Origin of the sequence: Streptomyces sp. NBC_01498 (assembly GCF_036327775.1) — a bacterium.
GTDB lineage: Bacteria > Actinomycetota > Actinomycetes > Streptomycetales > Streptomycetaceae > Streptomyces.
Genome location: NZ_CP109598.1, coordinates 2,157,321 through 2,170,680 on the forward strand (window position 1 = coordinate 2,157,321; position 13,360 = coordinate 2,170,680).

Consider the following 13,360-nt stretch of genomic DNA (forward strand, 5'->3'; position numbering starts at 1 on the left):
CGTCGTAATCTGGCCATCATGAGTGAGTGCCAGCACGTCGCCGACCTCCCACGCCCCGAGCCCGAGCCGTTGAGCGACACCTGTCGGGAGTGTCAGGCGTCGGGCAGCCACCACGTACAGCTGCGGCTCTGCCTGGTCTGCGGCTATGTGGGGTGCTGCGACTCGTCACCGCACCGGCACGGCACGCAGCATTTCAGGGAGACGGGCCACCCCGTCATGCGTAGTTTCGAACCCGGCGAGAGCTGGCGCTGGTGCTACGTGGACGGTTCGATCGTCTGAGCCCTGGGTACGTCAACCATCCGCCTGTTCTTCGCAATTGGTTGCCGCACCCCTCTAGCCACTGTGCGTACCCATATGCCTACTATGAGTAACTGACAGCGCGGCCCCGGCCCGGGGGTCCCTGCGACACGGGACCATGGATCGCGATAGCGTCGCCAGTCCAGACCGGCTGCGTACCGACTACGTACCGCAAGGCTCCGGGAGTTTCCCTTCCCGGAGCCCTGAGAAGCTTGTGCCACCTTGGAGGTGAGGGTGTCCCAGATCGCAGGCGAGCCCGGGACCCAGGACTTCGTCGAAGTCCGGCTGCCCGCTGCGGGTGCCTACCTGTCCGTGCTCCGTACGGCTACGGCCGGGCTGGCAGCACGCTTGGACTTCACCCTCGACGAGATCGAGGACCTGCGCATCGCGGTCGACGAGGCGTGCGCGATCCTGCTGCAACAGGCCGTACCGGGCTCCGTACTCAGCTGTGTGTTCCGGCTCATCGACGACTCGCTCGAAGTGACCGTCTCGGCGCCGACGACCGACGGACGCGCGCCGGAGCGTGACACGTTCGCGTGGACCGTCCTGTCGGCGCTCGCGGGCAAGGTGGACGCGACGGTGGCCGAGGACCGCACGGTCTCCATCAGCCTGTACAAACAGCGCGGCGCGGGACCCGGGCCGGCGTGAGGAACGGGGACGGTCCGGTGCGTGACGAGGAGCGGATCCCCCGGGATCCGCGCGACGGGCACGAGGTCCCGGAGGACCCGGCCGGCGCGCAGTCGGGCATTCCGGAGCAGCAGGCCCGGCCCCATCCGGTGGACGGGCCCGACGGCCAGACGGCGGCGGAGCAGGCGCAGGCAGAGCGGGCGGCCACGATGAGCGAGCACAGGCAACACGACCCCCAGGACCGCAGCGGGGCGCGGGCGATGTTCATCGAGCTGCGCGAGCTGCCCGAGGACTCTCCCGAACGCGCGCTGCTGCGCAATCAGCTGGTGCGGATGCATCTGCCGCTCGTGGAGCATCTGGCCCGCCGGTTCCGCAATCGCGGCGAGCCGCTGGACGATCTGACGCAGGTCGCGACGATCGGCCTGATCAAGTCGGTGGACCGGTTCGATCCGGACCGGGGTGTCGAGTTCTCGACGTACGCGACACCCACCGTCGTGGGTGAGATCAAGCGGCACTTCCGTGACAAGGGCTGGGCGGTGCGGGTGCCGCGCCGGCTCCAGGAGCTGCGGCTGTCGCTGACGACGGCGACGGCCGAACTCTCCCAGCAGCACGGCCGTTCGCCGACCGTGCACGAGCTGGCGGAGCGGCTGGGGATCTCCGAGGAGGAGGTCCTCGAAGGGCTGGAGTCGGCCAACGCGTACAGCACGCTGTCGCTGGACGTGCCGGACACCGACGACGAGTCACCGGCGGTGGCGGACACGCTGGGCTCGGAGGACGAGGCGCTGGAGAGCGTCGAGTACCGCGAGTCGCTGAAGCCTCTTCTGGAGGATCTGCCGCCGCGCGAGAAGCGGATCCTGCTGCTGCGGTTCTTCGGGAACATGACGCAGTCGCAGATCGCGCAGGAGGTGGGCATCTCGCAGATGCACGTCTCGCGTCTGCTGGCCCGGACGCTGGCGCAGTTGCGCGAGAAGCTGCTCGTGGACGAGTGAGACGCGGCGCATGAGACGCGCGGGCCCGGCGGGACGTGGTCCGGGGCCCGGGAGCTCTCGGGCCTGTGGCGGGACTCCCGCCGTCAGCCCCGGGCCCGGTCCGGGCCGCGGATGCCGAGCGCTTCCGCGGTCGTCGGGCTGAGCAGCAGGACCAGGGCCGTCACGGCGACCAGCGCGAGCGCGATCCCGGCCGGGATCAGCGCGCCGCTGGCGCCGAGCAGGGTGTAGGCGACCGGCAGGGCGAGGATCTGGGTGGCGACGGCCGGGCCCCGGCTCCAGGCGCGGCGCCCCAGCAGGCCGCGCGCGGCGATCAGCGGGATGGCACCGAGGGCGACGAGGGTCAGGCCGCCCATCCCGGCCTGCTGCGGGCTGTCGGGGCGCCCGAGCAGACCCATCACGAGCATGTAGACGCCGCCGGCGACGAGCGCGAGGGCTTCGAGCCCGGCGCAGGCGGCGGCGCCGGTCAGCCGGCCGGGCCGGGGACTCGGGTCGGGGGTGTTCCGTTCACTGCTGGTCACCTCGCCAGCGTAGCGGCCGGTGCGCGGTGTCCCGCGGGCCCCGGGGGACGGTCCCGGACGGCGCGCGGTCCGCCCCGGAACGAGTGAGCGGCCGGTGGCCGGTAATCTCGTCCGTATGCGCGCACTCCTTGTGGTCAATCCGGCAGCAACCACCACCAGTGCCCGCACACGAGACGTCCTCATCCACGCGCTCGCCAGCGAGATGAAGCTGGAGGCGGTGACGACCGAGTACCGGGGGCACGCCCGTGACCTGGGGCGCCGGGCCGCGGACTCCGACGACATAGAGCTGGTCGTCGCGCTCGGCGGTGACGGGACGGTGAACGAGGTCGTCAACGGGCTGTTGCACAACGGTCCTGACCCCGAACGGCTGCCCGGACTGGCCGTCGTACCGGGCGGTTCGACGAATGTTTTCGCCCGCGCGCTGGGGCTTCCCAATGATGCCGTGGAAGCGACCGGCGCCATTCTGGACGCGCTGAGTAACCGGAGCGAACGCACGGTCGGTCTGGGACTGGCGGCCGGGACCCCGGGAACCGACGACGAATCAGTTCCCGCGCGCTGGTTCACTTTCTGCGCGGGATTGGGATTCGACGCCGGAGTGGTCGGCCGGGTCGAACAACAGCGTGAGCGCGGTAAGCGTTCGACGCACGCGCTCTATGTGCGCCAGGTGGTACGGCAGTTCCTCGACGAGCCCCATCGCAGACACGGCATGATCAGCCTCGTCCGCCCCGGCGAGAAGCCGGTCACGGATCTTGTACTGTCGATAGTCTGCAACACCGCTCCCTACTCCTACCTGGGCAATCGTCCGCTGTACGCGTCGCCGGGCGCCTCGTTCGACACCGCTCTGGATGTCCTCGGACTGAGCCGGCTGTCGACTCCGGCGGTGGCTCGTTATGCGACGCAGTTGCTCAATTCGACCCCCGATCGCGGACCGCACGGCAGGCACGCGGTTTCGCTGCACGACCTGACCGACTTCACCTTGCAATCGAAGGTCCCACTGCCCTTCCAGATGGACGGCGACCACCTGGGACTGCGTACGAGCGTGACGTTCACAGGCGTACGCCGTGCACTGCGTGTGATTGTGTGAGTGGAAGTAAGAAAAGTCCTTTCACTCGAACGTTTAGGCTGGCATCCACCCCATGGAAGTACGGCTGTGACTGAGTCGACACCGAGGAATCAAAAAAAACTTTCCTGAAGGGGTTGTATCCGCCGCCGAGGTTTGCGAATCTCTACATGGCGCTCGGGACGGCCCGCACCACCGGCCTCCGCTGAGTGCCAGAACCCCCCCAACAAACACAGGACCACCCCAGTTCGTCTGGGAGTCGGCCCTTCCCTTGTCGGGGGATTCGTGAAAGCGTTCACATTCACAAGCAATCAGCACGTAACACCCAGAGAGGTAGCAGCCATGGACTGGCGTCACAACGCCGTTTGCCGCGAGGAAGACCCCGAGCTCTTCTTCCCCATCGGCAACACCGGTCCTGCGCTGCTGCAGATCGAGGAAGCCAAGGCCGTCTGCCGTCGCTGCCCCGTCATGGAGCAGTGCCTGCAGTGGGCGCTCGAGTCCGGCCAGGACTCGGGTGTCTGGGGTGGCCTCAGCGAGGACGAGCGCCGCGCGATGAAGCGCCGTGCCGCTCGCAACCGGGCGCGTAACGCGACCGCCTGAGCCCCGCACCACCTTGAGCACGGCGGCACGTACAGCGAGTACGTATGACCCCGCCCCCGAAACGCAGCGCGCAGTACCCCCCGATGCGCAACGTCACAGAGCTTGAGGCAGAGCCCCGGACCGTCACCACGGTCCGGGGCTCTCTGCTGTGCACTCGGTGAACACCCGTTGAAATTGGGTCACTTGTACGAGCACGGGTCGGTTGTGCGCGAGGTCCCGCGCCCGGCCGGGTATTCGCGGCCCGGCTACTTGTGCGGTTCCACGGGCACGTCGAGGATCACCCGCGTACCCCGCTCCTGGCCGGGCAGCATGTCGAACCCGCCGCCCAACTCGCCCTCCACCAGCGTCCGTACGATCTGGAGCCCCAGGTTGCCGGCCCGCCGGGGGTCGAACCCCTCGGGAAGTCCCCGGCCGTCGTCCTGGACGGTGATCAGCAGCCGGGCGTCCGAACGGCCGCCGTCGGTACGGCGTTTGGCGGCGGACCCGCCGCTGCGGACGGCATGCACCTCCACGGTGCCGCGCTCCCCCGTGTCGAAGGCGTGCTCCAGCGCGTTCTGGAGGATCTCGGTGAGGACCATCGAGAGCGGTGTGGCCACCTCCGCGTCCAGAATCCCGAACCGGCCCGTCCGGCGGACCGTCTTGCCTGGTGAGATCTCCGACACCATCGCGAGCACCCGGTCCGCGATCTCGTCGAACTCCACGCGTTCGTCCAGATTCTGGGAAAGCGTCTCATGGACGATGGCGATGGAACCGACCCTGCGCACCGCCTCGTTGAGCGCCTCGCGCCCCTGCGGCGAGTCCATCCGGCGCGCCTGGAGCCGGAGCAGCGCGGCGACCGTCTGGAGGTTGTTCTTCACCCGGTGGTGGATCTCCCGGATGGTGGCGTCCTTCGTTATCAACTCGCGCTCACGCCGCCGCAGTTCGGTGACGTCCCGGAGCAGGATGAGCGAACCGATCCGGGTGCCCTTCGGTTTGAGCGGGATCGCGCGCAGCTGGATGACCCCGCCGCTGCTCTCCACCTCGGTCTCGCGCGGGGCGTATCCGCTGGCCAGTTTGACCATGGCCTCGTCCACCGGGCCGCGCGCCGGGGCCAGTTCGTCGGTGGTCCGGCCGAGATGGTGTCCCACCAGGTCGGACGCGAGTCCCAGCCGGTGATACGCGGAGAGGGCGTTGGGGCTGGCGTACTGGACGACGCCGTCGACGTCGAGCCGGATCAGACCGTCGCCGACGCGTGGTGAGGCGTCCATGTCGACCTGCTGGCCGGGGAAGGGAAACGATCCGGCGGCGATCATCTGCGCGAGGTCGGAGGCGGACTGGAGATAGGTGAGCTCCAGTCGGCTGGGGGTGCGGACGGTGAGGAGGTTGGTGTTGCGGGCGATGACGCCGAGGACGCGGCCCTCGCGGCGTACGGGGATGGACTCGACCCGCACCGGGACCTCCTCGCGCCACTCCGGGTCGCCCTCCCGCACGATCCGGCCCTCGTCCAGGGCGGCGTCCAGGAGCGGTCTGCGGCCCCGGGGGACGAGATGGCCGACCATGTCGTCCTGGTAGGACGTGGGGCCCGTGTTGGGCCGCATCTGGGCCACGGAGACGTAGCGGGCGCCGTCGCGGGTGGGGACCCACAGGACGAGGTCCGCGAAGGACAGGTCGGAGAGCAGCTGCCACTCCGAGACCAGCAGATGGAGCCATTCGAGGTCGGACTCGGTCAGGGCGGTGTGCTGGCGTACGAGGTCGTTCATGGAGGGCACGGGTGCGAGCGTACCCGTGGGGTGAACCGGGGCGGTCGGGGTGACGTGGTGGGGGTGGGTCGGAAAATGCCGTCGCCGATCCATGGACAGATCAGAATGGTCTAGTCCACAATGTTCAGGTAAAAGCTTCCGCTCTCCCCGCACAGGAGGGCGGAACGGGGTAACCGGCGCTCTCTGCCCTGACTGCGTCGCTACCTCCTTCACGGCCTTCGCGGCCGTTGCAACTCCGGGCTGCGGTGCCGGACGGGCTGAGGGTCCCGTCCCGGCGCCGCGGCCCGCGGGTGTTTCCGGGCGCCGTACGCACGCGTCGCGGGACGCCGTCCGGCGCGCGGGCCGACCGGGGATGGACCCGGGATGACCGTCAGGAGACCCGGGCGCGTCGGCGGGGAGAACCCTGCTTCCGCCGGGCCGAAGGAGCGGCGGCGCCGGGGGCCGTTCTGCTAGATTGGTCTATACCACAAGAGTCGGAAGACCACCCTTCACCAGATCGGCGGGCGCAGCGTGGAAGTTGTCATCGTCCAGGACGCCGTCGCCGGCGGCGAACTCATAGCGGAGACCATCGCGGACCTGCTGCGCCGCAAGCGCGACGCCCTGCTCGGCGTCGCCACGGGCTCGACCCCGCTGCCCGTCTACCGGGCGCTGACGGCCAGGGTGCGCGCGGGCGCGGTGGACGTCTCGGGGGCCCGGGTCGCGCAGCTGGACGAGTACGTCGGTCTGCCGGCCGGGCACCCGGAGTCGTACCGTTCGGTGGTCCTGCGTGAGGTCGTCGAGCCGCTCGGGCTCACGGAGGACGCGTTCATGGGGCCGGACGGCACCGCCGAGGACGTCCAGGCGGCGTGCGAGGCGTACGACCGGGCGCTCGCCGAGGCCGGCGGGGTGGACCTCCAGCTGCTCGGCATCGGCACCGACGGGCACATCGGCTTCAACGAGCCGTGCTCGTCGCTGGCGTCCCGCACCCGTATCAAGACGCTCACCCGGCAGACCCGCGAGGACAACGCCCGGTTCTTCGCAAGCCCGGACGAGGTCCCGCACCATGTCATCACCCAGGGCATCGGCACGATCCTGGAGGCCCGGCACCTGGTGCTGCTGGCCACCGGCGAGGGGAAGGCCGAGGCGGTGGCGCAGACCGTGGAGGGGCCGGTGGCCGCCGTCGTACCGGCGTCGGCGCTGCAACTGCACCCGCACGCCACGGTCGTGGTGGACGAGGCCGCCGCGTCCAAGCTGAAGCTGGCCGACTACTTCCGCGCCACGTACGCCGCGAAGCCGGACTGGCAGGGCATCTGAGGTCTGCCGGGACACGACGGACGGAGGCCGGGAACCCCGCCAGGTTCCCGGCCTCCGTCGTGTGCGTGGGTGTCGTGTTCAGGCGCCCCGGCCGGTCAGGGCCTCGGCCGCCGCCCGGCCGCAGACACGTGCGGCGCCGTACGTGGCGATGTGCGGGCTGCCCTGGGGCTCGGCGTGGTCGACCCCCATCTCGACGACGGCGGTGTCCGGGCGGGCCCGGAGAAGGTCCTCCAGGACGGTCCCCATCCACGGGTGCCGGTGCTGGTCGCGTACGACGGCGACGATCCTGCGACCGGCCGCCGCCGCCAGTACCCCGGCCGCGCCGGCGCCGTTGACGTAGGAGTCGCCCGCGGTGCCGGGCAGCAGCGCGGCCAGCTCGTCGGCGACGCCCCAGGGGGTCTCGTCGCCGACGGCGATGTTCGCGACGGGGGCGAACCGGGCGACGTAGGGCGCCTCCGTAAGAGGCGCGCCCGTGCCGGTCACCCGTACCGCGCGGCGGGCCGCGACCAGTCCGACGTCGGTGCCGGGCGCGGTCCCCTCCTGTACGGCCGCGCCCGGCCCCGAGGACCCCCGCGCCCGCAGCGCCCAGTCGGCCAGGGCGCGTACCCGCGCCGCCGCGTCGGCCAGTCGCTCCTCGGGCAGTTCGCCTTCCCGTACCGCGGCGACCAACGCGTCGCGCAGCCGCAGGACGGTCTCCTCGTCGGCCAGGCCGCCGCCGACGCAGATGGCGTCGACGCCCGCCGCCAGCGCCAGGACGGAACCGCGTCCGATGCCGTACGTCGACGCGATGGCCCGCATCTCGATGCCGTCGGTCACGATGAGGCCCTCGAAGCCCAGGTCCTCACGGAGCAGACCGGTGAGGATCTGCGGGCTGAGGGTGGCGGGGCGGTCCGGGTCGAGCGCCGAGAGCAGGATGTGCGCGCTCATCACCGACCGGGAACCGGCGGCGATCGCCGAGCGGAAGGGCGCCAGTTCACGGGCGTGGAGCGTGTCGGAGTCCACGTCGATACGGGGCAGCGCGAGGTGCGAGTCGACCGCCGTGTCGCCGTGTCCGGGGAAGTGCTTGGTGCAGGCGGCCACCCCGGCGGACTGGAGCCCTTCCACATAGGCGGCCGTGTGGCGGGCGACCAGTGCCGGGTCGGCGCCGAAGGAACGGACGCCGATGACGGGGTTGTCGACGTCCGAGTTGACGTCGGCGGACGGCGCCCAGTTGAGGTTCACGCCGCACGCGGCGAGCCGGGACCCCAGCTCGCGTGCCACGGCGCGGGTCAGCTCCACGTCGTCCACGGAGCCGAGCGCGTAGTTGCCGGGGAAGGACGATCCGTCCCGCACTTCGAGACGGGTGACGTCGCCGCCCTCCTCGTCGATGGCGACGAGGATGTCGTCCCGTTCGGCCCGCAGCCGCGCGGTGAGCGCGGCCAGCTGGTCGGGCGAGCTGATGTTGCGGCCGAACAGGCCGACGGAGGTGAGACCTTCGCCGATCCGCCGCAGCAGCCAGTCCGGTGCGGTCGTGCCGACGAAGCCGGGCTGGAGGACCGTGAGGGCGTCGCGGGTCAGGGTGTCCGAGCTGTGCGTGAGAGTGGTCATACGGCGTTATCCCTTTACCGCGCCGGAGGTCAGCCCGGTCGCCATCTTCTTCTGGATGATCATGAAGAACACCACCACGGGCAGCGCGATCATGGTCGAGGACGCCATCAGCGCCCCGTAGTCGGTGCCGCGCTCGGTGGTGAAGGTCATCAGCCACACGTTGAGCGTGTACTTGGAGTTGTCGTTGATCAGGATGTACGCGAAGAGGTACTCGTTCCACGCGTTGACCAGCGCGAAGATCGACGCCGCCGCGAGGCCGGGGGCGAGCAGCGGGAAGATCACCCGCCGGAAGGCGCCCATGCGCGTACAGCCGTCGACCATGGCCGACTCCTCCAGCTCCACCGGGATGTTCACGACGAAGCCGCGGATCATGATGATCGCGAACGGCAGGGTCGAGACCAGGTAGACGACGATCAGGCCCCAGTACTCGTCCAGGCCGCCCATCGCGTTGAGCTGGGCGTAGATGGGGATCAGCATCGCCGTCGGCGGCAGCATCTGGACGAGGATGAGCACCATCAGCAGCGCGCGGCGGCCGAAGAACCGGAACCGGCCGATGGCGAGGGCCGCCAGGGTCGCGATGATCATGCCGCCGAGGACCGCGGTGACCGAGACGATCAGGCTGGACTGGACGGCGGTGCCGAAGTTCGGCTGGTCGACCGCGCGGACGAAGTTGTCGAAGGTCAGCGACGACGGCCAGAGCGTCTGGTCGTACGACCGGATCTCGTGGTTGGGCCGCAGCGCGCTGATGATCAGCCAGTACACCGGGAACGCCATGACGACGGCGAACAGCAGGCCCAGGACGTCGTAGACCGTACGGCTCTTCTTGCGGTCCGGGCGCAGCGTCTGCCCGGTCTTCACAGGGGCCGGGAGGGGCGCGGGCGCGGTGGTGGAGGTACTCATTCGACCTCTCCTGTCTTCATCAGCTGACGCAGGTAGAACACGGCCACGCCGGAGAGCAGCACAACGGTGATCAGGGCGATCGCGCTGCCCTGGCTGAAGGAGGTGGACTCGAACGCCTTGGAGAACGAGTAGAGCCCGAGGGTCTCGTACTCAGGTTCGGGCTTGTTGCCGCGCAGCAGCCAGATCTGGCCGAATACGTTGAAGTCCCAGATCACCGAGAGCGTGGTGACCATGACGAAGACCGGGCGGATGACGGGCCAGGTGACGAAGCGGAAGATGCCGGCGACGTTGGCGCCGTCGAGGGCCGCCGCCTCCTCCAGTTCGCGGGGGACCTGGGTGAGGGCCGCGTACAGCGTGATCACGACGAACGGGATCGCGCCCCAGACGACGAGCAGGGTGATGATCGCGAAGCCCTGCCAGGGGTCGAGGAACCAGTTGTGGCCGAGGAAGTCCTCGCCGGCGACCTTGGCTATCAGGGTGTTCAGCAGGCCGTAGTCGGAGTCGGACAGCCAGCGGAAGATCGAGGCGGCGACCATCAGGGGCATCGACCAGGCGGCGATCAGCGCCGCGGTCAGCGTCAGGCGTACCCAGGTGGTCAGCCGGGTCATCATCAGGGCGACCAGCAGGCCGATGGCCATGGTGAGTCCGACGCAGACGACCATGAACAGGACGGTGCGGCCGGTGACATACCAGAACTCGGAGTCGGCGAGGATGTTGGTGAACTGCTCGAAACCGACCCAGGGGGCCGGCTCCCCCGTCCAGAGTTCACGCCGTCCCATGTCCTGGAAGGACATGATCACGGTCTTGGTGAGCGGGAACGCGTACACGGCGGCGATGGCGATGATCGCCGGGAGAATCAGCAGGAACGGAAGGAGTTCGCCCTTCTTGCGGCGTCTCTTCCCTGTGGTCCGGTCCGTTCCCCTCTCGGGGGCGGGCCGGCCGGGTGTCCCTTTCGGGTCACGCGGTACCGGGGGCGCCGGGGGTCCGGCGGCCTCCTGCGTGTCGGCAGCAGTCACGTGACTGACCTTCCGTTTGATTCTCTGCATTCTCTGCACCGAATCCGCGCCCGAAAAAAGGCGGGGAGCGGGGGCCGGTGATGACCGGGCCCCGCCCACCCGCCGGTGAGCCGACGGGCCTCCGGGGGCGGGGGCGCCGGAGGCCCTGGCGCTCAGGACCCTGGGGCGGGGGCGCGTGACCCGGGGGTGCGGGTCACGGCCCCGGCCGGGACCGCGTGGGTCAGGACTGCTCGTTGATCAGTTCGTCGATCTTGGCGTCGGCGGCCTTCGTGGCGTCGGCCACGGAGTCACCCTTGAGGATGTCCAGGAGCATGTTCTCCAGGACCTCCTCCTTCTCGATGGACGTCCAGCCGGGCGCGATCGGGGTGAACCACGCGTCGGGCACCGCGTTGGCGATCGGGGCCGTCTCCGGCTTCGCCTTCAGGGGCTCCAGCTGCTTCTCGTTGTTCGGGAGGATGTTCTTGCCCGCGAGGACCTCCATGGACTTCTCGCTGGTGAACAGCGAGACCCATTCCTCGGCCAGGTCCTGGACCTTGGACTTGCTGGTGATGGCGAGGTCGGAGCCGCCGATGAAGGAGGGCAGCGCCTTGCCGTTCGGGCCGGGCATTCCGGCGGTGAGGATCTTGCCCTCAAGCTTGGGGTTGCCGTTGTTCGCGCCGTCGACGACGGAGCCGGACTCCCAGCCGTTGCCGTAGATGAGGGCCGCCTTCTCGTTGGCCATCACGTTGGCGTGGTCCTGCTCGTCCTTCGTCTGGTCGGCCTTGTTGTACTTCTTGACCAGGTCGACGAAGTGCTGGATGCCCTTCTGCGCCTCGGGCGTGGAGAGCGACGCCTTCCACTGCGCCTCGCCCTCGTCGTACTTGGCTATCGCGCCGTCGTACGCGGCGACGTAGGACATGGCGGCGTACCAGTAACGGCCCGGCAGGTAGAGGCTGGAGGAGCGCTTGTCCTTCTTGCCGTTCTCCTTCGCGACCTTGTCCATGGCCGCGAGCATCTCGGTCTCGGTCGTGGGCAGCGTGTCGAGGCCGGCGCCCTTCTTGAGCATGTCCTTGTTGTAGATCGCCACGCGCGCACCGGCGTAGTAGGGCACGCAGAACTGCTTGCCCTCGTAGGTGCAGGTGTCCTTGAGGCCCTGGATCCAGGTGTCCGAGTTGTCGTACTTCTCGGGGTCGATCTCGGCGACCGCGCCGTTGAGGATGTACTGCATGGTCTCGGTGTTGCCGAGCTCGACGACATCCGGGAACTTGTCGCCGCCGAGGGCGGTGTCGAGCTTCTTGGCCTTGTCCGCCCACTGCTGGTACTGGACGTCGACCTTGACCTTCGGGTACTTCGCCTTGAACTGCGCGTTGACATCCTTGACCAGTTCCGGCCAGGTGCTCTGCGCGTCGACCATCAGCCAGACAGTGACTGTGTCACTACGGTCCTTCGGGTCCTTCGCCGCACCACTGTCGTCCGATCCGCACGCCGCGATCGAGAACATCATGCCCGCGACACCGATCGCCGCGATGAGCTTGCGCTTCACGCCACACCCTCCTCAGGGACTGCTGCAACCCCCTCCCCACCGCGAAGAATTACGACGAGTACCACCGGGGCTGAGACCTGGCCTTTAATGGTTTAGACCAGTACGGGGAGCTTGGCCTAGACCTTTAGGGGTGTCAAGGGTGTATAAGAGGGCTGTCGCGTCCGTTATCGGACCGACACCTGGATCGGGCAGACGACCCGCGACCGGACCGTGCCACGATGTGAGCCGCGACAGACGGAGGAGCCGGTGACGGCAGCAGCGCAGGAGTCGGGAAGGCAGGCCATGGCCACGGACGGGGGCAGTACCGAGAGCGAGAGCGGGGCGGCCACCCGAACCGCCCGCGTGCCCAAGTATTACCGATTGAAGCGTCACTTGCTGGACATCACGGAGACTCTTCCGCCGGGCACGCCCGTACCGCCCGAGCGCACCCTGGCGGCGGAGTTCGACACCTCGCGCACCACCGTGCGCCAGGCCCTCCAGGAGCTGGTCGTGGAGGGCAGGCTGGAGCGGATCCAGGGCAAGGGCACCTTCGTGGCCAAGCCCAAGGTCTCGCAGGCGCTCCAGCTCACCTCGTACACCGAGGACATGCGGGCGCAGGGCCTGGAGCCCACCTCGCAACTGCTGGACATCGGCTACGTCACCGCCGACGACACGCTCGCCGGGCTGCTCGACATCACCACGGGCGGGCGCGTGCTGCGGATCGAGCGGCTGCGGCTGGCGAGCGGCGAGCCGATGGCCATCGAGACCACGCACCTTTCGGCCAAACGCTTCCCGGCGCTGCGCCGGTCGCTCGTCAAGTACACCTCGCTCTACACGGCACTGGCCGAGGTGTACGGGGTGCATCTGGCGGAGGCCGAGGAGACGATCGAGACGTCGCTGGCGACACCGCGCGAGGCGGGACTGCTGGGGACGGACGTGGGCCTGCCCATGCTGATGCTCTCGCGGCACTCGATCGACACGGCCGGGGAGCCGGTGGAGTGGGTGCGGTCGGTGTACCGGGGGGACCGGTACAAGTTCGTGGCGCGACTGCGCAGGCCGACCGACTGAGACGGGGGCACGGGGCCGCACGGCGCGCGCGGGGGGCATCGGCGGCGAAGGCCGGGGCCGACCGGCTCGGAAGCGCGGGCGGGTGACGACGGGCTCGGGGCAGGGGCCGGTGACGACCCGCTCGGGCCGAGGGCCGCGCCGGCCGGCTCGGAGCGGAGCCCCACC

13 protein-coding genes are annotated in these 13,360 nt (G+C 69.4%); 7 read left to right on the top strand and 6 right to left on the bottom strand.

Annotation, left to right across the window (positions count from 1 at the left end; genetic code table 11):
* Positions 1 to 18: 18 nt before the first annotated feature.
* The 3 genes from OG875_RS08895 to OG875_RS08905 all read left to right on the top strand — a co-directional run bounded on the left by OG875_RS08895 (position 19) and on the right by OG875_RS08905 (position 1,913).
* A complete protein-coding gene (locus tag OG875_RS08895) occupies positions 19 to 279 on the top strand; it encodes a UBP-type zinc finger domain-containing protein (protein WP_330173676.1) in 261 nt (86 codons plus the stop codon).
* A gap of 252 nt (positions 280 to 531) precedes the next feature.
* Complete coding sequence (locus OG875_RS08900) at positions 532 to 945, top strand: anti-sigma regulatory factor (RefSeq protein ID WP_330173677.1); 414 nt, start codon at positions 532 to 534, stop codon at positions 943 to 945.
* Positions 942 to 1,913 (top strand): RNA polymerase sigma factor SigF, encoded by a 972-nt coding sequence (locus OG875_RS08905; protein ID WP_443079083.1) that lies wholly within the window; start codon positions 942 to 944, stop codon positions 1,911 to 1,913. Before OG875_RS08900 ends, OG875_RS08905 begins: the two co-directional genes overlap by 4 nt.
* A gap of 83 nt (positions 1,914 to 1,996) precedes the next feature.
* On the opposite strand, the gene OG875_RS08910 is transcribed toward OG875_RS08905, so the two are convergent.
* Positions 1,997 to 2,431 (bottom strand): hypothetical protein, encoded by a 435-nt coding sequence (locus OG875_RS08910; protein ID WP_330173678.1) that lies wholly within the window; start codon positions 2,429 to 2,431, stop codon positions 1,997 to 1,999.
* Between the two features lie 115 nt (positions 2,432 to 2,546).
* On the opposite strand from OG875_RS08910, the gene OG875_RS08915 reads away from it, so the two are divergent.
* On the top strand, positions 2,547 to 3,515 hold the full coding sequence (locus tag OG875_RS08915) for a diacylglycerol/lipid kinase family protein (RefSeq protein ID WP_330177668.1): 969 nt from the start codon (positions 2,547 to 2,549) through the stop codon (positions 3,513 to 3,515).
* A gap of 318 nt (positions 3,516 to 3,833) precedes the next feature.
* Positions 3,834 to 4,091: a WhiB family transcriptional regulator gene (locus OG875_RS08920; RefSeq protein WP_004937597.1), complete on the top strand. Its 258-nt coding sequence runs from the start codon at positions 3,834 to 3,836 to the stop codon at positions 4,089 to 4,091.
* A gap of 245 nt (positions 4,092 to 4,336) precedes the next feature.
* On the opposite strand, the gene OG875_RS08925 is transcribed toward OG875_RS08920, so the two are convergent.
* A complete protein-coding gene (locus tag OG875_RS08925) occupies positions 4,337 to 5,839 on the bottom strand; it encodes a histidine kinase N-terminal domain-containing protein (protein ID WP_330173679.1) in 1,503 nt (500 codons plus the stop codon).
* 501 nt (positions 5,840 to 6,340) lie between these two features.
* Here OG875_RS08925 and nagB point away from each other — a divergent pair.
* On the top strand, positions 6,341 to 7,123 hold the full coding sequence (gene nagB / locus OG875_RS08930; protein WP_330173680.1) for a glucosamine-6-phosphate deaminase: 783 nt from the start codon (positions 6,341 to 6,343) through the stop codon (positions 7,121 to 7,123).
* Between the two features lie 78 nt (positions 7,124 to 7,201).
* Here nagB and OG875_RS08935 read toward each other — a convergent pair whose 3' ends face one another.
* From OG875_RS08935 to OG875_RS08950, 4 genes are all read right to left on the bottom strand, one after another.
* The gene (locus tag OG875_RS08935; protein WP_330173681.1) at positions 7,202 to 8,710 is read right to left on the bottom strand and encodes a glycoside hydrolase family 3 protein; all 1,509 of its coding nucleotides are present in this window, start codon (positions 8,708 to 8,710) and stop codon (positions 7,202 to 7,204) included.
* A 6-nt stretch (positions 8,711 to 8,716) separates the two neighbouring features.
* Entirely contained in the window at positions 8,717 to 9,610 is an 894-nt protein-coding gene (locus OG875_RS08940; RefSeq protein WP_330173682.1) for a carbohydrate ABC transporter permease, read from the bottom strand.
* Complete coding sequence (locus OG875_RS08945) at positions 9,607 to 10,626, bottom strand: carbohydrate ABC transporter permease (protein WP_330173683.1); 1,020 nt, start codon at positions 10,624 to 10,626, stop codon at positions 9,607 to 9,609. The genes OG875_RS08940 and OG875_RS08945 overlap by 4 nt, the downstream gene beginning before the upstream one ends.
* Positions 10,627 to 10,846: 220 nt before the next feature.
* Complete coding sequence (locus OG875_RS08950) at positions 10,847 to 12,148, bottom strand: sugar ABC transporter substrate-binding protein (protein WP_330173684.1); 1,302 nt, start codon at positions 12,146 to 12,148, stop codon at positions 10,847 to 10,849.
* A 282-nt stretch (positions 12,149 to 12,430) separates the two neighbouring features.
* On the opposite strand from OG875_RS08950, the gene OG875_RS08955 reads away from it, so the two are divergent.
* A complete protein-coding gene (locus OG875_RS08955; protein ID WP_330177669.1) occupies positions 12,431 to 13,195 on the top strand; it encodes a GntR family transcriptional regulator in 765 nt (254 codons plus the stop codon).
* Positions 13,196 to 13,360: the final 165 nt, after the last annotated feature.